Source organism: Oxalicibacterium flavum (assembly GCF_014635065.1).
Taxonomy (GTDB): Bacteria; Pseudomonadota; Gammaproteobacteria; order Burkholderiales; family Burkholderiaceae_D; genus Oxalicibacterium; species Oxalicibacterium flavum.
The window spans coordinates 297,794-321,889 of record NZ_BMCG01000002.1; the positions used below are offsets into that span (position 1 = coordinate 297,794).

16 protein-coding genes and 1 pseudogene are annotated in these 24,096 nt (G+C 62.8%); all 17 read right to left on the reverse strand.

Translation table 11 applies throughout. The features are described from left to right. Positions 1-16: 16 nt before the first annotated feature. Positions 17-2,161 (reverse strand): TonB-dependent siderophore receptor, encoded by a 2,145-nt coding sequence (locus IEV38_RS04955; protein WP_188395444.1) that lies wholly within the window; start codon positions 2,159-2,161, stop codon positions 17-19. Positions 2,162-2,444: 283 nt separating this feature from the next. After that, positions 2,445-4,823, reverse strand: coding sequence for a TonB-dependent siderophore receptor (locus IEV38_RS04960; RefSeq protein WP_188395068.1), 2,379 nt, complete (start codon positions 4,821-4,823; stop codon positions 2,445-2,447). An 88-nt stretch (positions 4,824-4,911) separates the two neighbouring features. Further along, a complete protein-coding gene (locus tag IEV38_RS04965) occupies positions 4,912-5,898 on the reverse strand; it encodes a DUF4880 domain-containing protein (protein ID WP_188395069.1) in 987 nt (328 codons plus the stop codon). A 35-nt stretch (positions 5,899-5,933) separates the two neighbouring features. Next, the gene (locus IEV38_RS04970; protein WP_188395445.1) at positions 5,934-6,431 is read right to left on the reverse strand and encodes a sigma-70 family RNA polymerase sigma factor; all 498 of its coding nucleotides are present in this window, start codon (positions 6,429-6,431) and stop codon (positions 5,934-5,936) included. A 221-nt stretch (positions 6,432-6,652) separates the two neighbouring features. Then, positions 6,653-8,899 carry a nitric-oxide reductase large subunit gene (locus IEV38_RS04975; protein ID WP_188395070.1) on the reverse strand — a complete coding sequence of 749 codons (2,247 nt, stop codon included), beginning with the start codon at positions 8,897-8,899 and terminating at the stop codon, positions 6,653-6,655. Between the two features lie 524 nt (positions 8,900-9,423). Then, a pseudogene (locus IEV38_RS15255) lies at positions 9,424-9,572 on the reverse strand (sigma factor); the annotation flags it as partial. 103 nt (positions 9,573-9,675) lie between these two features. After that, positions 9,676-12,051: a TonB-dependent siderophore receptor gene (locus IEV38_RS04985; protein WP_229728705.1), complete on the reverse strand. Its 2,376-nt coding sequence runs from the start codon at positions 12,049-12,051 to the stop codon at positions 9,676-9,678. 109 nt (positions 12,052-12,160) lie between these two features. Next, positions 12,161-13,132 (reverse strand): FecR domain-containing protein, encoded by a 972-nt coding sequence (locus IEV38_RS04990; protein WP_188395072.1) that lies wholly within the window; start codon positions 13,130-13,132, stop codon positions 12,161-12,163. An 8-nt stretch (positions 13,133-13,140) separates the two neighbouring features. Then, a complete protein-coding gene (locus IEV38_RS04995; RefSeq protein ID WP_188395073.1) occupies positions 13,141-13,668 on the reverse strand; it encodes a sigma-70 family RNA polymerase sigma factor in 528 nt (175 codons plus the stop codon). A gap of 108 nt (positions 13,669-13,776) precedes the next feature. Further along, the gene (locus tag IEV38_RS05000) at positions 13,777-16,236 is read right to left on the reverse strand and encodes a TonB-dependent siderophore receptor (protein ID WP_188395074.1); all 2,460 of its coding nucleotides are present in this window, start codon (positions 16,234-16,236) and stop codon (positions 13,777-13,779) included. Positions 16,237-16,386: 150 nt separating this feature from the next. After that, entirely contained in the window at positions 16,387-17,376 is a 990-nt protein-coding gene (locus tag IEV38_RS05005; RefSeq protein ID WP_229728712.1) for a FecR domain-containing protein, read from the reverse strand. Between the two features lie 38 nt (positions 17,377-17,414). Continuing rightward, on the reverse strand, positions 17,415-17,945 hold the full coding sequence (locus tag IEV38_RS05010; RefSeq protein WP_229728720.1) for a sigma-70 family RNA polymerase sigma factor: 531 nt from the start codon (positions 17,943-17,945) through the stop codon (positions 17,415-17,417). A 79-nt stretch (positions 17,946-18,024) separates the two neighbouring features. Next, positions 18,025-18,153, reverse strand: coding sequence for a hypothetical protein (locus IEV38_RS15370; protein WP_268234707.1), 129 nt, complete (start codon positions 18,151-18,153; stop codon positions 18,025-18,027). A gap of 7 nt (positions 18,154-18,160) precedes the next feature. Then, positions 18,161-20,491 carry a TonB-dependent siderophore receptor gene (locus IEV38_RS05015; RefSeq protein WP_188395076.1) on the reverse strand — a complete coding sequence of 777 codons (2,331 nt, stop codon included), beginning with the start codon at positions 20,489-20,491 and terminating at the stop codon, positions 18,161-18,163. Positions 20,492-20,588: 97 nt separating this feature from the next. Next, positions 20,589-20,933, reverse strand: a complete 345-nt coding sequence (locus tag IEV38_RS05020; protein WP_188395077.1) for a DUF4880 domain-containing protein — start codon at positions 20,931-20,933, stop codon at positions 20,589-20,591. Further along, complete coding sequence (locus IEV38_RS05025; RefSeq protein ID WP_229728727.1) at positions 20,934-21,464, reverse strand: sigma-70 family RNA polymerase sigma factor; 531 nt, start codon at positions 21,462-21,464, stop codon at positions 20,934-20,936. Between the two features lie 214 nt (positions 21,465-21,678). Beyond that, positions 21,679-24,030: a TonB-dependent receptor gene (locus IEV38_RS05030; RefSeq protein ID WP_229728741.1), complete on the reverse strand. Its 2,352-nt coding sequence runs from the start codon at positions 24,028-24,030 to the stop codon at positions 21,679-21,681. Positions 24,031-24,096: the final 66 nt, after the last annotated feature.

Genomic DNA, 24,096 nt, shown 5'->3' on the forward strand with positions numbered 1-24,096 from the left:
TGCTCGTTTCACTTCATCAGAAGCGATAGGTAGCGGTCGCCACCGCGGTACGGCGCGTGCCATACCAGCAGTCGCCGCGCGACAGGCAGGTCGAGTTGTAGAGCTTATCGGTCAGGTTGTTGATGTTGAGCGCATAACGCCACGGACCGTTGTCCCACGCCAGCATCATGTCGAGCAGCGTTACCGACGGCGTGCGCGGCGCAGTACCGTCACGGAACGAACTCATGTAGCGGACGCCGGCGCCGAGCGACAGCCCTTCCACATTACCCACACTGAAACGCCACTTGCCCCAGACCGCTGCCTGATGCTGCGGAATGCCCGACAACTGGTCGTCGAGTTCGATGTAGTTGTAATGCGCAAGCGCGTCGAAGCTCGGCGTCAGGCTTGCCTTCCATTCGAGTTCGACGCCGCGGTTCTCGGTCTCGCCCGCCTGAATCTGATTGAGCGGATTACCCGGGTCTTCGGTCAACTGATTCTTTTCCTTGATGCGCCACACGGCAGCCGTGAACTGGCTCTTGCCATCGGCCGGCATGTACTTGACGCCTGCTTCGATCTGTTCGCCTTCTACCGGCTTGTAGCGCTGCCCGTAGAAATCGAGACCGGCCTGCGGCGTGAACGATTCGCTGTAGCTCACGTACGGCGACCAGCCATTGTCGAGCAAGTACATCAGGCCCAGGCGGCCGGTGGTGGCGCTGCTTTTCTCATCGTCGCTGCCGGCCGACGCATTGGTGACGCGATCGTGGCGCAGGCCGGCCACCACGATCCACTTGTCGCCAATCTTCATCTGATCCTGCAGATAGACGCCGGTCTGGCGCTGCTTGTTGCGCGGCTGATCAGCCAGCGTCAGCGGCACCGGATTGCCATAAACCGGATTGAAGACGTCGATCGTGTCACCGCCACCGCCCGAGGCCGAATCGAGCTGGTAATGCGTATAGTCCAGTCCGGCCAGCAACGTATGCTTGACGCCGCCGGTCTGCAGTTTTCCTTGCAGATGCTGGTCCAGCGTCGCGATCCTGGTCTTGGAAATGCTGCCATGTGCGATGCGCCCGATCACGCGCTGATTGATCGGGTCGAGTGTCCAGCCGCCGGGCTGCCCGGTCGTCGGATCGATGCTGAATGAATTGGCATAGTGCGAGAAGTAATCGACATCATTGACCGTGTAACGCACGTTCTGGCGCGCCGTCCATTGATCGTTGAACCTGTGCTCGAGCAGGTAGCCGACCGAGGTGCGGTCCGTGTCGTAACGGTCGGTCGGCTCGCCGATGAAGCGACTGGCAGGAATCTGCCCGTTCACGTTCGGCGTCAGCATGCCAGCCCACGGCAGGAACTGCGAAGTCGAACCCGTGCGATCGCGCTGGTGCGACGCCTGCAACGTCAGCGTGGTGGTGCCGTTCGGCTTCCACGTCAGCGAAGGTGCCAGCAGGTAACGGTCGTCGCTGACGTAATCAACCTGTGTGTCCGAGTCGCGCGCCACCGCCACCACGCGGTACAGCCACTGTCCATCCTCGGTCAGCGGCCCGGTCACGTCGGCCTGCAACTGCTTGCGACCGAAATTGCCGATCTGCACGCCGACCTCGCCCTGAAAGGTATCGAGCGGCCGCTTGGAAACCAGATTGAGCACGCCGGCGGTGCTGCCCTGCCCGTACATCATGGCAGACGGTCCGCGCAGCACTTCGATGCGCTCGAGTGTGTATGGATCAGGCCGCGCCGCACTCGTGTAGTAACCATTGGTCTGGCGCAGGCCGTCGATGAACGTGCTTGGCTCAGACCCGCGCACCAGCACGGAGTCGGTGCGCGAATCCAGACCATAGGCATCGGAGCGTACGCCCGCTGCATAGTTGAGCGCATCCTGCAGATTGGTCGCGCCCTGATCGATGATCTGGTCGCGTGTCACCACGGTGACAGACTGCGGCGTTTCGGCCAGTGGCGTATCGGTCTTGGTGGCAGTGGCCGAACGCGAAGCGCGGTAGCCTGCGACCGGCCCGGTCGCCGTCTCCTGCTCACCAACGACCTGGACCGACGGCAGCACCGCGTCCTGTTCCGATTGCTGGGCCTGTGCCTGCCCCGCCAACAGGACGAGCGTTGCGCCCGCGCCGGCGAAGAATGCCTGGCGCAAGGCCAGTTGCAAGGGTGATCGGGAATGAAATGTATGCAACGACATCATGGCAAATGAACTCCTGAAAATGAACGATGAGGAGCGGAGACATTTGCCGGCGTCCAGGTGGACGGAAAAACAAAAAGGCAGCACAGGCCGGCAGAATGTTCCGCACGGCTGGCTGCCTCGTCTGGTAGCTGGCTGATGCTAAAAAAGTGATCCTCGACAGTCTGCAGGCCCGGCATCTTCACCGCAACGGTTTTGTCCTGCTCCCTTATCGCGTGTGGTTTTTACGCAAACGTCATTGCCGGCCGGCATCGATCCGACCGGCTAAGGACCGTCTCCTTTTCTAGAATTTCAGCGACGCATTGATACTCAGCGAACGCGGGTCGCCGGTCTTCACGTAGTCGGAGTACTGGAACATCCAGTAGCGCTTGTCGGTCACGTTGTTGAGCGCCAGACGGAAGGTGGTTTCGTAACCCTTGATGCGCGTGTCGTAGCTCGCACCGAGGTTGAACAGCGTGTAGCCGGATACCTCCACATCGTTGGCCGGACGCAGCATGGTCGGCCCCGTATATTTGGCATTCGCGTGCAGACGCAAGCCTGGCACCTGCGGCACTTCCCAGGCGAGCTGCGCCGCGACGATGGTTTCCGGCGCGCCGGCCACGCGATTGCCGTTGAAGGCGAAGCCCTGTCTGTACTCGGAATCGAGCAGCATCAGGCTGCCGCCCACCTGCACGCCGTGCCCGAGCTGCACGGTCGAACCGAGTTCGAGGCCCTGATAGACCGACTGTCCATCCTGCACCAGATAGTTGTCGGCATTCGCGTATTCGGCCTTCTTCTCGATGCGGAACAAGGCAGCCGTCGCGCTCCAGTCGGTACGCTCGGTCTTGATGCCGACCTCGTACTGCCGGCTCTTCAGCGGATCGAGCAACTCGCCGTTGTTGCGGTAGGCCACGCCAACCGATGAGCCCGGCTCCAATGATTCGATATAGCTGGCATAGGCCATGGTGCGCGGATCGAAGCGGAACATGAGCGCCACGGTCGGTGTCAGCACGCCGTCCTTCTCGTAGGGCTGGCCCGGCGTGCCGTCAACGCCGTAGCTGACCTGGCGATAATCGGTATAACGCAGGCCGGCCAGCAGCGAGAGTTGTTCGGAGAAGGCGATGGTGTCGCTGGCAAACAGCGCCTTCTGCGTGATGCGGCCGGCGCGATACAGATCCAGGCTGCCCGGACCGTCGTAGCGGTTGACGTTCTGCTCGCGCAGGTTGCCGGTGCCGACCAGACCGAAGAAGCCGTTGGAACTGTAGTCGTTCTTCTGCACCTGCGAAGAAGCGCCGAATACGACCTGATGCTGCACGCTGCCGGTCGCGAACTTTCCTTCCAGCATGGCCTGCACCTGGTTGAACTGGTAGGCCTCGGCATAATCGGAGTGGTAGTCGTCGTAGTTGCCCAAGCTGTCGCTCAGGTAGAGCACGGACTCGTTGCGGCGCGTGCGCGTCGCGCTGTGGCTGTAGCTGGCGCTGAGCTTCCAGTCGGGCGCCAGCGCATATTGCAGGCCGGTCGAGTAAAAGCGGAAGGCATTGTCGGCAAAGGTGCCGCCACCGACCAGCGTGCGGTCGTTGTTGCGCACCACGGACGGCAAGCGGTTGCCCATCAGGCCCGTATAGATGGTCGGCTCCTGCCCTTTCGCGTCGCGGTCCTGCACCAGCGACTGGAAGTCCCAGGTCAGGCGATCGGTAAGGCGCGCATCCAGCGCCAGCGACAGCGAGTTACGCTTGAGCGAACCGTTGTTGAAGGTCTTGCCTTCCTCATGGCTGGCGTTCAGACGGTAACCGAAGCGCCCGCCCTCGCCCAGTCGGCCGCCGAGGTCAACATGCTCGCTGATCAAGCCCTTGGTCGAATAGCCGATATCGACACTGCGCAGGTTCTGTTCGGTCGGCTTCTTCGTCACATAGTTGACCATGCCACCCGGCGAGCCGAAGCCGTACATGAAGCCCGACGATCCTTTGAGCAGATCGACCTGTTCCAGATGCTCGTACGGCAGCGTGATGACGTAACTCAGGAAAGGCTTGCCGTCGATGCGATAGGAATTCTGCCAGTCGAGCGCCAGGCCGCGCACCGTCAGGTAGCTGGTCCACGCGCCGTAGGCACCGCTGTTGTCGGATACCGAGGCATCGGTGGCGAATACGTCGCCGAGCTTGGCGACCTGCCGGTCCTGCAATTCGGCATTGCTGACAACGATGCCCGAGAACGGCGTCTCCAGCATGCTGCGGCTGCCGAGCGCACCGGCATTGACCGGCGCATCGAGCGCGCCTGCCTGCACGGCGCTGACCTTCACCGCCGGCAAGGCGCCCGTCTCGCGCGCGGCGTCGCCATCGTTGCGCCGCACCACGGTCAGGGTGCCGTTCTGCGTGCGCACGAGTTCCAGAGAATGACCTGCCAGCGCGCGCTGCACGGCCTGCTCCACCGTCAGCTCGCCTTCGATGGCCGGCGCCCGCAAGCCCTGTACCAATGCCGGATCGACGGAGATCGCGGTATGGCTGCGGCGCGCGATCTCGACCAGCGTGTCGCCAAGCGGACCGGCCGCAATACGGAAATGCGTGGCGGCAACCGCGCCGGGCGTAACGGTTGCCGGGGTTGCGTTCTGCGCCTGCGCGATGCTCGATACGGCAAGTGCCACCGCCAGCACCAGCGGGCGGCGAGTCAGGGAAACAAGACGATTCATGGATGGGTTCCTGTGGTTCGTTGAACATGCTTTCACAGGACATGTGCAGTGAGGGCGGGAAAAGTGATCATCCCGCGCAGGATTTTTTTCAGGCCGTGTCGATGAATGCCAGCCAGCGGCTGTAGTACGTGATGCGAATCGGCAACGTCTGCACCAGCGATTCCAGCAGGCGGTCGGTATCGTCGAGGGGGAACCCGCCAAGCACGCGCAGACGCGCGGCCTCCGGCGAAATGCGGATGAAGCCGGTGCGGTACGGCCGCACCGCCGCGATGACGTCGGCCAGCGGCAGGTCGTGCGCCACCAGCATGCCGTGCTCCCAGGCGGCGCGGTCGGCCATGTCCTGCTGCAGCGGGCCGAACTGGCGGCGGTCGAACCAGAGCGCTTCGCCGGCCTGCAGGGTGCGCGTTTCGCCGCCTTGCGAAGTAACCTCGACCGATTGCGCCAATGCCAGCACGAAGCTGCGTTCGGCCTCCTGCCGCAGCAGGAAGCGCGCGGCCGGCGCGTGTGTGGCCGATGTGCGCACCGAACCGCAGGCGGTATGGATCACGAACGGCCGTGCGGCATCGGCCACCGTGGTCGCGATGCATTCGCCCTTGCGCAGATACAGCACACGCTGCGTGGCGTCGAACCTCACATCGACGGCCGAACATGCATTGAGCAGCACGCTGCTGCCATCCGGCAGATCGAAGCTGCGGCGCTCGCCGGTGCCCGTATGCAGGTCTGCCGCGGCGGCCACCATGGAACCGTCGCGCAGCGCCACCGCACCGGCGGCGCCAAGCACGCCGAACAGCAGCATGCCGCGCACCATCTTGCGGCGGCCTGCATGCGGTGCGCGCAGGATGGCTTGCGCCGCGGCCGCACCCTGGCGCGGTTCGCGCAGGGGTGCGAACGAACGCTCGAGCGTGCCGGCCACCTGCTGCCAGGCTTGCGCATGGTGCGGATGCGCTTTCTTCCATGCTTCGAACTGTCTTTTGTCGCGCTCGCTCATCTCGCCCGAGCGCCAGGCAACCATCCAGTCGATGGCGGCATCGAGCGCCGCGTAGGAAGGCGATGCGGCATCCTCGCGGGATGGCATATGAGCGGTGGGAGGCGGCATGGATCAGGAATGCGTCAGTCGGAAGAAACCAGGCAGCAGGCGCGGATGGCCTGCTTCATGTAGCGCCGCACGGTAATGACGGGCATGGCCAGCTGCGCCGAAATCTCGCTGTAGGTCAGCTCCTGCAACTGGTTCAGCAGGAACACCTGCTTGACCTTGAACGGCAAGGCGTCGAGCGCGTGGTCGAGCTGTTCGAGTGCTTCCATCACCAGCATGCGCTGCTCGGCCGATGGCGCGTATTCCTCGGGCAGCACGGCCAGCGCATCGAGGTAGGCCTGTTCCAGATCGCGCCGGCGCCAATGGTTGAACAGCACGCGTTTGGCAATCACGGTCAGGTAGGCGCGCGGCTCGTGCATCTGCACGACCTGCTCGGCCGCCATCAGTTGCACGAAAGTGTCCTGCGCCAGATCGGCGGCCTGCTCGCCGCAGCCGAGCTTGCGGCGCAGCCAGCCGAACAGCCACGGCTGGTGTTCGACATAGAGGTCGGCAAGCGGCAGGTCTTTGGATGAAATGGTGGTCAAGGCAATCCGGGTCGATAAACGACGATGCGAATGGCTGGCTGCATCAGGATGACCGGCTTGCCCATGTTGAGAATGGGTCTCATTATTTCATCGCCTCCCCGGCGCGGTCAATTTGACGTGCGCCATCTGTCGCATGGATGCCTCATTGCCGCAGACAAAGAAAAAGGCCGCCAATGTTTGGGCGGCCTTTCGGAAGGTTCAATGCACGCGCATCATGCGGCTCTCGTCCTGCTGCAGACGCCCCACGCCACCTGCCAGGCCACCGCCACCGCACCGACGAGGAACACCACGTCGCCAAAGGTACGTACCCAGCGCAGGGTCTGCAGCAGGTCCTGCTGCATGAACGCTTCGCTGCGCGCATACCAGAGTCCTTCGCTGACGCTGGCATGGAACTGGATCAGACCGATCGGCAACAGGCTGGTGAAGATCATCAGCAGCAGGCCAATGTTGAGTCCCCAGAAACCGACCTTCATCAGCCGGACGTTAAAGCGCAGTTCGGGCCGCACGTAGCGCAGCACCAGCAGCGTGAAGCCCAGCGCGAGGAAGCCATAGACACCGAACAGCGCGGCATGGGCGTGCACGGGCGTCGTGTTCAGGCCCTGGATGTAATAGAGCGAGATCGGCGGATTGATCATGAAGCCGAAGATGCCCGCACCCAGCATGTTCCAGAAGGCGACGGCGACGAAGCACATCAGCGGCCACTTCAGGCGTTCCATCCATTGCGCACGCGAACCGAGGCGCCAGTTTTCCCAGGCGTCGTAGCCGAGCACGATCAGCGGCACCACTTCCAGCGCGCTGAAGCTGGCGCCGACCGCCATCACCGGCGTCGAGGTGCCGGAGAAATACAGATGGTGGAAGGTGCCCGGAATACCGCCCAGCATGAACAGCGAAGCCGACGCCAGGCTGGCGGTGGTCGCCATGCGGCGCGAGACCAGTCCCAGCGTGGAGAAGATGAAGGCCAGTGCCGTGGTGGCAAACACCTCGAAGAAGCCTTCGACCCACAGGTGCACGACCCACCAGCGCCAATATTCCATTACCGACAGGTGCGTGCGTTCGCCATAGAAGAAGCCGGCGCCGTAGAACAGGCCGATGGCCGCGACCGAGGCCGTCAACAACGCCAGCAGGTTCTTGTCGCTGCCCGGCGTGGTCAGCGCTGGCAGAATGCCGCGCAGCATCAGCACCAGCCAGAACGCAATGCCGGCGAACTTGCCGATCTGCCACAGGCGTCCCAGATCGACGTACTCGTAGCCCTGGTGTCCAAGCCAGAAATTCCACTCGGCCGGCATGATCTGCGCGATCGCCAGATACTGGCCGATGAAGGAACCGACCACCACCGCCACCAATGCCCAGAACAGGATATCGACGCCCAGTTTCTGGTAGGCGGGATCCTTGCCGCCATTGATGAGCGGCGCAAGGAACAGGCCGGCGCCGAGGAAGCCGGTCGCGATCCAGAACAGCGCGCTCTGGATGTGCCAGGTCCGCACCAGCGAATACGGGAACCACTGCGAGACGTCGATACCGTAGAACTGCTGGCCTTCGACCGTATAGTGCGCGGTAAAGGCGCCGATGAACACCTGGAACACGAACAGCGCCACCACCAGGAACAGATACTTGCCCAGCGCGTGCTGCGAAGGCGTCAGCGCAAACGTGGTCAATGGATCGACCGACGGTACCACCGGCTGTTCCTCATCGTGCTTGCGCAGGAAGGCCCAGGCCCAGATCAGGAAACCGACGCCGGCCAGCAGGATCACCACGCTGATGATCGACCACATGATGTTCTCCGTGCTCGGATGGTTGCCGACCAGCGGCTCGTGCGGCCAGTTGTTGGTGTAGGTCACCTTCTGGTCCGGCCGTTCGGTCGCAGCGGCCCAGGCGGTCCAGAAGAAGAACTGCGTCATGCGCTCGCGGCGCTCCGCGCTCGGCAACGTGTCCTCCTTCATTGCAAAACTCTCGCGGCTCTTGCGCAGCGCGGGATCGGCCGAGAACAGCCTGTCGTAATAGACGGCCGTGGCCGCCATCGCCTGTGCGCGGCGCGGCGAGACCGTCAGCGTGCCCTTCTCATCGACACGGTTGCCGCGGTACTCGCGCTTCAACTGCTCGCGCAGCACCACCTGCTGCGATATGTCGAGCGTGTCGTATGCGCCACCATGGGCTTCCTGTGCCGCCAGGTCGAGCCAGGCGGTCGCCTCGCGATGCAACCAGTCTGCCGTCCAGTCCGGTGCCTGATAGGCGCCATGGCCCCAGATCGAGCCGAGCTGCATGCCGCCGACCGACTGCCACGCGGTCTGGCCGTCGAGGATGTCGTCCTTGCCGAACAGCGCCTTGCCGTCCGCCGAGACCACCTGCTGCGGAATCGGCGGCGCCTGACGATAGACTTCGCCGCCGTAATAACCGAGCAGCGAAAAGGTCACGATCAATATGCCGATCAACAAAAACCATAGCTTGCGGTACGGTCCCATGCACTCTCCTTCGTGATTTTCAACAAACATGCATTTCAAATGCATGAAAATGCGCGAAGCATGCATTGTATTGGCAACGCAGCATTTGATATGGATCAATAGGACTACATAAAATTACTGCCCTAGCTACCAAGGAGCCCCCTTCGCCACCGCGACGAAGCTCTTAGGCACAGCACCTTAGTGATCAGATTGCGTTTCTAACGGATCTTGTGAATTACGGTACGAATCTCATTGTTCGCGTATTAGGCACAGGAGATGAAGATGTCTCCAAGTTGATTGTCTGCGGCGGGCTGCTCAAGCACATTGTCGGAATGATGGATGCAACTGTGGTGCTATTAGAAAGCGGGCACTCTACTACTGCCTCTTGCAAGCGCGTTCGGCTTTCGAGGCCTCTCTTTACATCCAATTAGTCCTGAAAAAAGACCCGATCCGCCGCGCTCGCATTTATATGGTGGGAGAGTGCCGTCGTCATCGGGCCTTTGCGATAAGCGTGCTTGACGATTCCAAAGTCTCTGGCTCATTCAATGCAAAAGCAGGCGCACGAAGGTGTCCGCGTCAGGTCCGCCGCATCGCAGGCGTCGCCGAGCTTGCGGCGCAACCAGGAAAGAAGCCAGCCGTGATGTTCGCTGTAGAGCGACTGGACGGCGTCATGGCCGGAATGGGCGAGAGGCATGAAGGAAATGAAAAACGAAAATGAGAAGCACCAATCGATAATGCCTCTCATTATCTTCACCCACCCTGTCCGGCGGTCAATGCGTTGTTGTTTTGCGCGCAGATCACCAGCGATAGCTGGCCGTGGCAAGAACCGAGCGTTCGATGCCGTAACGACAATTCAGCATACTGTTGCGGCAGACCACCGTTTCCGTGTCGAACAGGTTGTTGGCGCTCAGGCCCAGCATCCACTTGCCGATTCCATAACGCAGCGAGGCATCGAACAGGGTCGCGCTGTCGTTCTCCAGCGTGTTGGTGACGTTTACATAAGTGGTACCGACGTACCGCACACCGATGCCCAGCCCCAGGCCATCGAGTGCGCCGCCATGCTGCGTGTAGTTGAGCCATGCCGAAGCCATGTTCTTCGGCGTCACGATCGGCATCTTGCCCAAGTTGGCCGTGTTGCTGCGCGTGACTTCGACGTCGTTATAGGTATAGGACGCCGCCACATTGACGCTCTTGCTCAATTCCGTCTTCAGTTCGAGTTCCACACCCTTCGAGTTGATCTCGCCGGTCTGCACGTTGAAAGTCGGGTAAAGCGGATGCGTCGTCAACACATTCTGCTGGGTCAGGTCGAACACGGACAGTGTGGCGAGGCTGTTGCTGCCCTTTGGCTGGTACTTGATGCCGGCCTCTACCTGCTGTCCGGTAGTCGGCTTGAATGCATTGCCATCCGGATCGGTGCCGGCCTGCGGCAGGAACGAAGTCGCATAACTGACGTAGGGTACGAAGCCGGCATCCGATACATAAGCCATTGCCACGCGCCCAGTCCATTTGCTGCTTTTCACGTTGCTCGATTCCGCGCCGGGCAGCCGGTTGTCCAGGCGATTGCGCGCGCTGTCGTGGCGCGCGCCCAGCGTCAGCACCCATTTGTCATCGAACCTGATCTGGTCCTGCAGATAGAAGCCGAGCTGTGTCGTGCGCTCGGCCTGATCGAGCCAGGTGCCGGCAGCCGTGGGCATCGGAATGTCCTGACCATAGACAGGGTTCAGCAAATCGAGCGATGGCGCGAGGCCGTTGCGGTACCACGAGTAGGCATCGAGCATCTTGTAGTCGATGCCGGCCAGCACCTGATGCGTCAGCCGTCCCTGCGACCAGTTTGCCTGCAGCTGGTTATCCATCACGAGGCTGTGCGCATTCTGGTGCGAGGTCATCGCGTAGCGGTTCATTGTATGACCATCGGCCTGCAGTCCGAGTTGATACAGATTGCGCAGATCGATCGCGCCATCCTGGTAACGCACCGACTGGCGGAACGAGAAGGTGTCGTTGAAGCGATGATCGAGGAAATAGGCGAGCGAATAGACGTCGCGCTCGTTACGGTCGAAGCTGTAATCGCCGCTCAGATAACGCGTCGGATAGATCGGCCGCGACTCGCCATCGTTGACATCGTGCTGGTAGCTCGCGAGGACGGTCACCGCGGTATCCGGCGAGATGCGCCACGAGAACGAGGGGGCAAGATAGACCGTGTCGTCCTGGTAGCGATGCCCGGCATCGTAGCGGTCCTGCGTCTTGCTGTCACGCACCAGCGCGGTCAGGCGGTACAACAGCTTACCATCGGCATCGAGCGCATCGCCGATATCGACGCCGACCTGGCGATGATCGAAGCTGCCGAGCTGCACTTCCACTTCGCGCAGCCGTTCGGCCTGCGGACGCTTGGTCACGCGGTTGACGATACCGCCCGGCTCCACCTGGCCGAACAGCACGGACGACGGTCCGCGCACCACTTCCACACGTTCGAGCCCATAAGCCGGCGTGCGTGCGCGCAACTGGTCGTAGGGCATCTGGCTCATGCCATCGCGATAGTCACCGGTCAGCTTGGCATCGAAGCCGCGCAGCACGACCCAGTCGTTGCGGATCTCGTTGCCGCCGAAGTTGTTGACCTGCACGCCCGGCGTATATTGGATCGCCTGCGCCACGCTCTGCGCATTGCGGTCACGCATCTCTTGCGCCGTAATAACGGAGACCGATTGCGGAATCTCTACCAGCGGCGTGTCGGTCTTGGTGCCGGCGCTGCTGCGGCGCGCCACGTAGCCGACCGTCTCCGCCTGCGTGGTCACGCTGACCGCCGGCAGCACGGCATCGCCGGCGGCGGCCGGCGCCTGCCGTACCGTCAACGTGCCGCTGCCGCCGACCGTCATTTCCAGCCCGCTGCCGCGCAGCGCCTGTGCATACGCCTCGCTGCTGGTCAGCTCGCCCTGCACCGCTGGCGCACGCAGGCCGCGTACCAGTTCCGGCGGCACCGAGAGCACCTGTCCGCCCTGGCGCGCAATGCGCGTCAGCGTCGCGTCCAGCGGACCGGCGGGAATGTCGAAGCTCTGGCGCGCGCCGGCCACCGCCTGTGCGTGCGCGGCATGCATGAAGGAGGGATAGGCCGCGGCAATGCACAATGCGGCAACGGTCGGCCGCAGCAGCGGCAGGGTCAGGCGGGACAGGCGTTTCAAGGGAGTTCTCCGGTTTCCGTAACAGATGAATGGGGTGCTTTCATCTGGTATGTGGAACGAGAACGAAAAAGTGTCAGGGCTGGCGCAAAAAATTATCGATAGAAATTTTTTACAGCGCCTCGATCGTGACCCAGTAGTCAGTGCGGCGATAGACCGCGATCGGCAGCGTCTCCATCAGTGCCGCCAGCGTGCGTTCGCTGTCGTCGAGCGGGAAGGTGCCGGTCACGCGCAGCGCGGCGGCCTGTGGCGATACACGCAGGAAGCCGCGCCGATAAGGCCGCAACGCCGCCACCACCTCGCCCAGCGGCCGATCGTGGACTTCGATGAAGCCCTCGGTCCACGCCGCCGATTCGGCCATGCCCTGCTGCACCGGCTCGATGCCAGCCGCATCGAAACGCGCACCCTGCCCGGCGCCGAACACCGCGCTCCGGCCTTGCCGCGTATCGATGCGCACCGAGGAATGCAGCACTGCCAGCATGCTGCTGCCGTCTTCCTGCCGTGCCAGGAAGCGCGTACCGAGCGCCTGCATGGTTCCCTCGCGCGTCTCGACGATAAGCGGCCGCGCAGCGTCTCTTGCCACATCGATCACCAGTTCGCCGCCCTGCAGCACGAGCCGGCGCTGGCGGTCGTCGAAACGCACATCGACCGCGCTGCGCGCATTGAGCCAGAGTGTGCTGCCGTCGGCCAGCATGATGCGGCGCCGCTCGCCGGTAGCCGTGCGCAGATCGGCCAGCACGTTCTGCAACGGCGTCACGCGCTGCGCGACAAAACCGGACCCGACCGCCAGCAGGAGCATGGCGGCACCACCGCGCAAGACCTTGCGGCGCGAGGACGGCGCCAGCAAGACGCGCCGTGCCGAGGCGCGGGCCTGCGTCGAATCCGGCAAGGCGTCGAACCTGCCAAGCCGCTGTTCCAGCCGCGACACCGCTGCCTCGTGTCGCGCATCGGCATGTCGCCATGTCTCGAAGGCGCGCCGTTCGTCGCTGCTGCATTCGCCGCTGCGCAACAGGATGATCCATTCGATGGCGGCCTGGGCCACCGGATCGTCAACCGCCGGCGCCGGCATGGAAGCAGTCTGCATGGGCATCGTCACAGCGCCGCGTAGCAGCACGTCAGGGCCTGCGCCATGTATTGGCGCACGCGGCTGGCGGACACGCCGAGTTCGGTGGCAATCTGCTGGTAGGTCAGGCCGTCGAGCTGGCTCATGAGAAAGGCGGTGCGCGCCTTGTGGGAAAGACCGTCGAGCAGGCTGTCGATCGCCAGCAGCGTCTCGAGCACGATGGCCTTTTCTTCGGGGGATGGCGCGACGTCTTCCGGCAAGGCCGCCAGCTCGGCCAGCCACGCCTGCTCCAGATCGCGGCGGCGCCAGCTCGCAAAGACGAGCCGCCGCGCGATCGTCGTCAGGTAGGCGCGTGGCTCCTGCATCGCGACCGGCTGCGCGGCCGACATCAGTTGCACGAAAGTATCCTGCGCCAGATCGGCTGCGTGGTCGCTGCAGCCGAGCTTCTTCCTCAGCCAGCCGAACAGCCAGCCATGGTGATCGCTGTAGAGCGCATGCATGTCCCGCTGCATGCGGGCGTCGCCTGCCGGCGCGGCATTGCTTACTGATGCTGACATGGCTCCACGAACATAATGAGAATTGTTCGCATTATATTCGCAGCAGCCACGCCCAGGCAATTCACGCGTCGCGGGTGTTGCGCAAACGCTCCACCCGCGATGTCACGCTCAGAACTTGAGATTGGCCGACAGCACGATCACGCGTGCGTCGCCAAGGAAGGAGTTGTTGACCCAGTAGCGCTTGTCGGTCAGGTTGTTGACGTTCAGGCGCAGCGTCAGCGGATAACCGGCAGCCGCCATGACGTAGCGCGCGCCGACATCGAACACCGTGTAGCTGGGCAGGCGGTCGGTATTCATCGTATCGGCCCATGCCGCGCCGACACGGTTGAAACCGCCGCTCAAGGTCAGACCCGGCACGCCCGGCACCTGATACTCGCCATAGAGCTTGAAGAATTGCTTGGCCGTTCCGGTAGGTCGCTTGCCTTCCAGCGCGGGATTCTGTTTTTGCTCCTTGACCTTGGCGTCGAGCAGCGTCAGGCCGCCGACCAGCGTCCAGTCGCGGCTGACCTTGCCGGTGGCGGTCAGCTCGATCCCGCGATGCACCTGACGGCCATCCTGCACATACGTGGGTTGGGTCGGTACGGTGGCATCGTAGTATTGCAATCCCTTGTCGATCTCGAACAGTGCGCCAGCCAGCTGCATGCCGCCGACCGACGCCTTGGCGCCTACTTCCACCTGTTTGCTGACCAGCGGCCCCATCACTTGCCCCGCATTCGTCACCGGTGCGCCGTTATACAGATCGGCCGCCACGCCACCCTGCTCCAGCGATTCCATGTAGGTGGCATAGGTGGTCACGTATGGCACCGGCTTGTAGAGCAGCGAGATGGTTGGCGTGGTCTTGCTTTCCTTGTAGGAAGAGCTCCAGCTGTCCGACGGATTCGAGCGGCTGCTGTTGTCGATCGTTGAACGGTTCAAACCGATCAGCATCGACCATTGCTCGTTGAAGGTAATGTCGTCGCCGATGATCCAGTTGTTCTGCCGGCTGATGGAACTGTTCCAGTTCGGCAGTTGACCATGCGAACCCCAGGCCGGTTCGTCGATATAACTGGGTGCATCGAGCGACAATCCGGTGCGCAGTGGTGCCGTGGACGAACCATCGATGTGGTCGTAGCGCGTCACGCGCGTGGCAAGATGCCCGGCCGTCAGCTTGTGGCTGATCGCGCCGGTATTGAAGCTGAAGTCGGCAAAGGCATTCCATGCCTCGCCCTGCATGTCCTGCGGAGCGGCAATGACATTGCTCTGGTTGTAGCTGCCATCGGGCTGGATGGTATTGGTGGAGAACGAATAGGCGCGCGTATCGCGTCGCTTCAGCCAGGAAGCGCGCAGCGTCACGTTGTCGTTGGCTTCCCACTTGATGTTGGTGCCGAGACGCTTGCTTTCGACGTCGAAGAAGGTCCACTTCTGCGACCACAGCTTGTCCGGATCGAGCCGGTCCGCAGACGGCCTGACGGCGCCGGTGACCAGCGCCCAGTACGCTTGCCGCTGCGAATCGTAATCGCGATACGAACCGTCAACCTGCACCAGCAGCTTGTCGGTCACCTTCCAGTCGAAGGCGCCGGACAGGAAGTTCTTCTTGATGTTGAAATCGTTGATGGTGGTTTCGCCATCCTGCACGACTGCATTGATGCGGTAACCGAAGCGTCCCTCGGCATCGATCGGGCCGCCGAAGTCGCCGTGGATGTAACCGTTACTGCCGCCCGTGTAACCTGTGGTGATCGAGTTGTAACGCTCGGCGGTCGGCCGCTTGGACACATAGTTGATGAGCCCGCCCACGTTGCCGGTACCGTACAGGAAGCCGGACAGACCGGTCAGGATCTCGATGCGTTCGACATCTTCGGTACTCGTGCCATGACCGTACATCGCGCCGGGCAACCCGTTGCGTGCCGGCGTGGTGCTCAAAAAGCCGCGCATATAAACGTACGGCGTATCGTTCTGCGATTGCGGCCAGGTCAGTTGCGTGGTCGGGTTGACGCGATACAACTGGTCGGCGGTCGTGGCCTGCAGGTTCTCGATCAGCTCGGTCGGAATGACGTTGACCGAATATGGCGTGTCCTGCAGGCTGCGGCCCTGCCATGGGCCGACACCGCTGACCTTGTTGGTGCGATACCCGGCCTCGGCCGTACCATCCGTCTCCACCACCGCACCGCTCACCTGCACTGCCGGCAATGTCGCTTCTTCCGGCAATGCCGGCGCCAGCGTATAACCGCCGTTGGGTTGCGCGACCGGCTGCAGGCCGGTGCCGCGGAACAGGCTGCGCAGTGCTTCGCCGGCCGTATAACTGCCGCTCACGCCCGGACTCTGGCGGCCGGCCACGTCGGCCGCGCCGTAGGAAATCATCACGCCGCTTTCCTGCGCGAAACGAACCAGCGCGCTTTCCAGCGAACCGGCGGGGATTGTGTATTGACGGCGCTGTTCGGCCGATGGTTGTGCCTGCGCCGACAGAGGCTGGCCGGCAATGCCGACGGCAGCAATCGCGAGCAAGGCGTGGCTGACGGCAACCGCCATGATGCGGCGGCGGCAGATCATGGAAAACGCGCGCGGAATGGCGCGGGATTGAACATGGTGCATCGGATGTTTCCTTTTCCGGGAGAGGGAGAAAATGGGCTTTCATCTCCTATGCCACTTGAAAAGAAAAAACACCTCAGGTTTTTTTGAGCGATATTTGCAGCCGCTGGCTCGGCATCCGGAATCGATGGCCGATGCGTTGGAATTGCCTGATTACACCGAATCCGACCTTGGTCTCAGCCTGACCCAGTAACGCGTCCAGGACTGCATCTCGATCGGCAAGGTCCGCAGCAGCATGTCGAGCACGCGCTCGGTATCGTCGAGCGGATAGATGCCAGACACCTTCAACTCGGCAATCGCCGGATCGCAGCTCAAATGGCCACGGCGATAGCGCTCCAGTTCCGCCAGGAAATCCGCGAGCGGCATCTCGCGCGCGACGAACATGCCGGTCGCCAGCGGTGAGGCCACATCCGGCAGCACCTCGCTCTCTGCGATGTGGCTGTGCGTGAAATGCGTACGCTCGCCGGCCTGCAGCACGCGAACGCCGGCCGCCGCATTGCGCGGGCTGACCTCGACCGCGCCTTCATAGACGCCGACGCTGGTATCCGCATTCCAGTGACGCACTTCGAAACGCGTGCCGAGCGCACGCAGGCGGCCATCCGGCGTATCGACCAGAAAAGGCCGCGCACCATGGCTTGCGGCCTGCGGATCGGCGGCGGTGGTGATGAGTATGTCGCCTTCGAGCAGCGTGACCAGCCGCTGCTGCGCGTCGAAGCGCAGATCGACCGCAGTAGCGCTGCCCATCACGAGTTGCGTGCCGTCAGCCAGCGTCAACGTGCGCCGCTCGCCGGGCGCGGTGCGGTAGTCGGCCAGCCATGCTTGCGCCGGTGTGCTCCTGCCGGCCATCCAGACACCGCCGCCCGCAACCGCCAGCACGGCCAGCAGCTTGAGCGACTGGCGCCGCTGCCGTGCTGCACTGGCGGAACGCGTCAGCGTGCCATGCACCAGCAGCGGATCGAAAGCCGCCAGTTGCGCGCGGAACGATTCGATATGTTGCCAGGCCTGTTCATGCGCCTCGCTTTCAGCACGCCAGCGCCGGCAGGCGGCGTGCGTGTCCGCCGTGGCGTCCGGCGCCTGCAGCGCGACCAGCCATTGCACGGCCTGCAGGCTGACGGATTCCGCGACGCTGGGTGCGTCTGGCAAGGAAGATGGGGAAACCGGGGCGATACTTGGCATGCTGGTCAGTCGGCCGATACCATCGCCGCGCCATGAAAGAAGCAGCGATGCATGGCCTTGACGATGTAGCGCTGCACGGTCGCCAGCGACAGTCCGAGTTCGGTCGCGATCTGCGGCTGCGTCATGCCGTCGAGCTGCGACAGCAGAAAAGCCTTGCGCACCGGCAGCGGCAGACCGTCCAGGCGGCGGTCGATCTCGACCAGCGCCTCGAGCAGGATGGCGCGCGTTTCCGGGTCCGGTGCAAGCTGCTCGGGCATGGCGGCCAGCGTGTCGAGATAGGCTGCCTCGATCTTGCGACGGCGATGGAAATTGGAAACCACACCCTGCGCAACCGTGGTCAGGTAGGCGCGCGGTTCCTGCAATGCCGGCGTTTCCTCGCGTGCCAGCAGGCGCACGAAGGTATCGTGCGCGAGGTCGGCGGCGTCGAAGGAATTGCCGAGCTTCTTGCGCAGCCAGCCGAGCAGCCAGCCATGATGGTTGGCGTAGAGATCGGCGATCGGCACTGCGGTCTTGTCGGGAGAGGAAACGAGGGTCACAACGGTCCAGTCGGGCGGATGCCACGCGGCTGGCTGGCGATCCGGGAATCGCGTGGCCTGCCTTATTTGAGAATGGTTCTCATTGTTTCATCAGCGCGACGCGAGCGTCAATAGAACCGCCCTGCTCTGTTGCAAAGTCGCCATATCCTGCGCGCAACAAAAAACGGCTGCCATGGTTTCCACCATGAAGCAGCCGTTTGCCGATCATCCTTGACTCAGAACGAGGCGCGCAGTCCCAGCGATATCTTGCGCGGCTCGCCGTAGATCAGGCCGTCGTAAAAACCGTACTGACGATAATAGGTCTTGTCGAACAGGTTGCTGACATTGAGGGTCGCGACCAGGTTGTCGTTGATCTGGTAACGCGCCATGGCGTTGAACAGCGCATAGGCACCGGTCTTGAGCGGCGTGTCATCGAATGCGCCGCCGCCCAGCGGCCGTCCCGGCATGGCGCTCCAGACCGAATGGCTTTGCCACGACACGCCGCCGCCTACCGTCAACTTGTTCCATTCGTCAGGCAAGCGATACGAGGTTTGCATGCGCAAAATCTGACGCGGATCGCGTTCCACCGTATTGACGTTATCGACGCTCAGATAGGTGTAGCCAACCATGGCCGTCCAGTTCTTTGTCAGGTTGCCACTGGCCTCGAACTCGAAGCCCTTGGTTTCCACGCCGCTGCCGCCTGCAATGTATGCCTGACTCGCCGTGCCCGGCACCAGATTGGCGCCGTCCGCCACCGCCACGTTGTTCTGTTTGGCCTGGAACACGGCCGCCGAAACGTTCAGGGCACCATCGAGCAGTTCGCCCTTGATACCGGCCTCGTAGCTCGATCCGGTGACTGGCTTCAGGTATTCACCGTCGCGGTCGCGCTGCGATTGCGGGTTGAAGATATCGGTATAGCTCGCATACAGCGAATAGTTGGCGTTGAGGTCATAAATGATGCCGGCGTACGGCGTGACGACATCGTGCCGCATCACGTTGTTGCGCGACACCGCATTCTGGAGGGTGAAGGTATCGATGTAGGTCTTGTAGTGCGTCAGACGCGCGCCGACGATGGTCTTGAGCGCATCGGTGAGGTTGAAGCGAGCCGCCGTGTAGAGACCGATGCTGTCGGTGGTGGTCTCGCTGCGTGCATTGGTGCGATAGGTGTTGAAGCCGGCATAATTGCCGTCCCAGTTGCGCCAATCCGCAATCGGCAGTTGCAGACGATACTGACAGCTGCCGCCTGCCGATACGCCGCCGATGTTGCAGTTGCCGAGATTGGACGAGAAGGTATAGGAGGTGTCCTCCAGATGGTAGCCATTGATGCCGACCATGGCCTCATGCTCGCGGCCGAACAACTGGAACGGACCATTGGCCGCCAGCGACATGCTGCTGCGCTCGCTTTCCGATTCCGAATGGATGCCGTTGAGCACGGCACCGGTGCCATCCTGATTGTAAAAGCCTCCCCATAGTCCGCCCGCGGTATTGGCCTTGGCGACACCGAAATTGTTGATCGCCTCGCCCTTGCTGTGCGCCAGCGACAGATTGGCCTTCCAGCCGCCGCCCAGCTTTTGTTCGAGGTCGGCGAACAGCGTCGTGGTCTCGCGATCCGTGTAGCTCCAGTTGGCAGCGGGATTGTAGCTGCGCGAGAAATTCGTGCGCGTGCCGTCGGCATACCAGATCGGCACGTTGGCGCCCCACGAGGTGCCGTCGTTGCGCGTCTTCTCGTGCTGGATGCCGACGCTGACACGCGTATCCGCCGTCAGGTCCGCCTCGACGATACCGAGCACGCCGAGATTGCTGACATGCTCGCGATCGCGGAAGGTGCCGCCATCGTCGCTGCTGATGACGAAACGCGAACGCACGCGGCTGTCGTCCGACAACGGCAGGTTGGCATCCACATCGACGTGCTTACTGTTCCAGCTGCCGACGCGCACGCCGCCGCTGATGCCGCGTTCCGTGGTCGGGCGCTTGCGCGACAGATTGATGGTGGCCGAAGGATCGCCCTTGCCGCCAAGCAGGCCGTTGGCCCCGCGCACCACCTCGACGTGATCGTAGAGGTCGAGGTTGATGCTGCTGCCGATACCGCTGAAGTCCGCGCCGCCGCTGATTTCCAGGCCATCGACACGATAGGTCGTGATGTCGAAGCCGCGCGCGCGATAGGTTGAGCGTGCACCAACGTCGGTCTGCGTCGAGCTAATGCCGGACGCGATGTTGAGCAATTGATCCATATTCTGGATGTTCTGATCGTCGAGCTGCTGGCGCGTCACCACGCTGACCGCTTGCGGGGTGTCGCGCGGCGCCAGCGTGAGGCCGGCAGACGAACTGGCTGCGCGTGCGCCATAGGAGCCGGAACCTTCGGTGGCAGTATCGCGCACGGCGGTGGCGATCACGGCCGGCAGCACGGAATCCTCGGCAGCGCCGGGTTCGGCCGCATTAGCGGCACGTGCGGCCTGCGTGGGCAGGATGGAAGCGACCGTCAGGCTCAGCAGTGCGCTGCGCACGGCACGGTGCATGGTGTGGGGACGCGATGGAATCGCGGGAACAGAGGCGTGGCGGGATGCCATGAAGCTTTCCTTTCGTAGAGAAATGCAGGCACGGAAAAAACGGCCTTTCATCTGCATTACCGTACGAAGCGGAAAAAGGTATCAGCGCAATCGCGAATCAGCCGCTGCCCGACTCACCACGCCACATCGCTTCCGCCAGCGGCATCATCACCATCAGCATGCCGAGCATGGACATCCCACGCCGCTGTCCCCGCCCGGCCACCGCGCGCAACGTGGCATGTCCGACTCCCGGCGGGGCCTTTCCGAACAGCCGCATCAGTTCTTCCGCACGCTGCCAGGCCGCACCATGCATGTCGCTCGTGTGCAGCCAGCGATCGAATGCATGGCGTTCCCGCTCACCTGCCTCATCGGACTGAAAACGCATCAGCCAATCCACCGCTTCTGCAAGGATGGCCGCGTCAATAGAAGCATGGGCGGAGGAAGGGGCAGATTGTGGCTGCATTCAGACCACCATCATGCAGGCCATGAATGCCGCGCGCATGTGACGCTTGACCGTGATCAGCGAGGTACCGAGCCGCTCCGCGATCTCGCCGTACTTGAGCCCGTCGAGCTGGGCCAGCAGGAAGATCTGACGCGTCTTCTCGGGCAGGCCGCGCAGCATGGCCTCGATGCGGCACAGCGCATCCAGCACCAATACGCGCGTCTCTTCGCACGGTGCGTGATACTCGGGCAGATGCGCAATGGCTTCCAGATACGCGCGCTCGACTTCCTGGCGCCGCCAGTGGTCAATCATCAGACCTTTCGCGACATGCGTGAGCAAGGCACGCGGCTCACCGCCGAGCGATTCCCCGCGCCGCCGCTTCAGAATGCGCACGAAGGTATCCTGCGCCAGGTCGGCCGCGTCGCAGGCATTGCCGAGCTTGCGCACCAGCCATGCCTGCAGCCAGCCGTGATGATCACGGTACAGGGTCTGCATGTCGTCATGCATTTCATGTTGGGGTTCGTGCTGGAAGATGGCTTGTGCTGCGGACATGGCGGCAAGAATCAAACAATAACGATTCTCATTTTATGAACCGCTGCGCCCCGTCACAACGGACGCATTCCCATAAACAACACTCATAAGGGATATCCCCAGTCACGCGCTAAGGGACAACCGAAACGATTTCGGTTTCAGAATGTTGTGAACACAATTCAAAAAAAACGGACGCATTCTTGCGTCCGTTTTTATCGAGCAAATCGCGCCCGGTTCAGAAGTCCATGCTGGCCGACAGCAGCCATGTCCGGGGCGGCGCTACCGAGATGAAGTTGCGGCCGCCTATCGTCCAGTGCGCATCGTCGAGCAGATTGTCGATGCCTGCGCGCAGCGTCACGAGACGCTCGCCAAGCCGCATCTGATAGCGCGCACCGATATCGACACGGTTCCACGATGGCAGGCGCTGCGTGTTGGCAAGGTCCGCATAGGCAGCGCCGGTATGGATCACGCGTGCGCTCAGTGTCATGCCGGGCACCTGAGCCAGATCGACCTCCGCACCAAGGTTCACGTTCAGTTCCGGCACGCCGATCGGCTTGGCGCCATCGAAAGTGCCGTTCTGCGTGCGCTGCATCTTGCCGTCTATCCATGCCACGCCGCCCAGAAGACGCACGCCCTTCGCCACCTCGCCAAAGGTTTCGAGCTCGATGCCGCGGTGCTGCTGCTCGCCTGCTGCGCGGAACACATTGTCGCTGTCGAGGAAGGCGGTGGTCTTGATGATGTCGAAGTACGCGGCGGTGATGCCGTAGTGTCCCCTGTCCCACTTCAGACCCACTTCGCGTTGCTTGGAGACGTAAGGCGGCAGGTTCTCGCCGATGTTGCTGCCTGCGGTAGCGGTCTGCCCTTTCGCCAGCGACTCCGCATAGTTGCCGTAGATCGAGAGTCCGTTGTCGATCTTGTACAAGGCGGCGACGGTCGGCGTGGTCTTCGAATGATCGGAGGCCCCCTGCTTGATGGTCTGGTTGCGCAGCGCCAGCGTCAGCAACAGACGTTCGTCGAACATCGACAGCGTGTCGGCAATCGCCACGCTGTTCAGATACAGCGCCGGGCTCGTGACGCCGGGAATGTCGGGGGTGCCATCGGCGAACGGATTCGGCACATCGGTATAGCCATACAGATCGGCCACCACCGGCGTTGCCAGCAATCGCGTCTGCTGTTTCATGTCCTGCAGCTGATGACGCTGACGCAGGATGGCCACCGACAGCTGGTGCTTGACGCTGCCGGTATCGAACTGCCCGCGCACGCCGGCGGTACCGACCTCGTTCTCCTGCGTCCACAACAGGCTGGTTGCGCGATCGTAGGTCACACGGCCTGCGCCATCGATGGTGGTGTTGTCGATGTAAAGCCGCTCGGGCGTATTCTCGTGCAGTTTGCCGTAGCGCACATAGGCGGTCCAGTCGTCGGCGACATCCCATTCCGCGCTGACGAGACCGAAAGTCTGGCGCACGTCCAGCGTCTCCCATTTCGGCTTGATGTGCACCGAAGGATCGGGCACGGCCGGCAGCGCCGCGCCCGGCGCCAGTATCCAGTGATTGAACAGCGGAGAAGACTTGCGGCGCGAATATCCGGCGTCTAGCGCCAGACGCACCCCGTCGCCACGGTAGTCGAGCGCAATCTGCGGCGCGACGAGATGACGTTCGGCATCGTCATACAGTTCGCCATCCTCTGCAGTCATGTTGAGACGGAAGCCGAAACGGTTGTCGGTGCCGAAGCGCTGGCCGATATCGATGTGCGTGCCGAACAGCGACTTGTCGTTGGCATAGACGGTCGCACTGCGTACCGGCGCATCGGTGGCGCGCTTGGGTACCAGATTGAAGGTGCCGCCTACCGTGCTGCCGTAACCGGAGGCGCCGACTACGCCACCAGCCGGTCCCTTCAGCACTTCCAGGCGCTCGTAGTGCTGAATCGGCACGTTGCTGTAGGCGATCAGGCCTTCGACGCCATCGAACAGATAACCGTCGCTGTTGGTCATGAAGCCGCGTATCGCACTTTGGTCGAGCGGCGATGTCGCCGACAGGCTGGTACGAATGGAAGGATCGTTGGCGACGACATCGTTGACGTTTCGCGCGCTCTGATTGCGGATCAGCTCGTTGGTATAGGACTTGACGCTGAACGGCGTCTTGAACATGTCGCTGTTGCCCAGCATGCCGATCCGACTGCCGCGCGCAACCTGCCCGCCGGCATACACCTGCGGCAGGTCGTTGCGCCCGGCCTGCGCCGCTACGCGGACTTCCGGCAGGGTTGTCGCGCCGGCCGGCAGGCGGCGCAGTACGTAGCGGCCATCGCCGGTACGACTGGCTTCCAAGCCGGTACCCGACAGCAGACGCGCGAAACCGCCCTGCACCGTGTAGCTGCCCCGCAGGCCGTCGGAATGCGCGGCTCCCAGTTGCGATGCATCAAACGACAGCGTGACGCCTGCCGCACCCGCATAGCGGCCGAGGACCTGCGCCAGCGGACCGCCTGCCACGTCGAAACTGCGTACCTCCGCTTCGCCTGCAGGCGCGATACCGGCCGTTACGGCTTCCTGCGCATTGGCAGTCATACCCGCGCCCAGGGCAAGCGCGAACACGGCGGAATGCACGGCAAGCAGCAAGGGCCGCCGAGGAAAATTTGAAAACGAGGATGTCATGAGAAC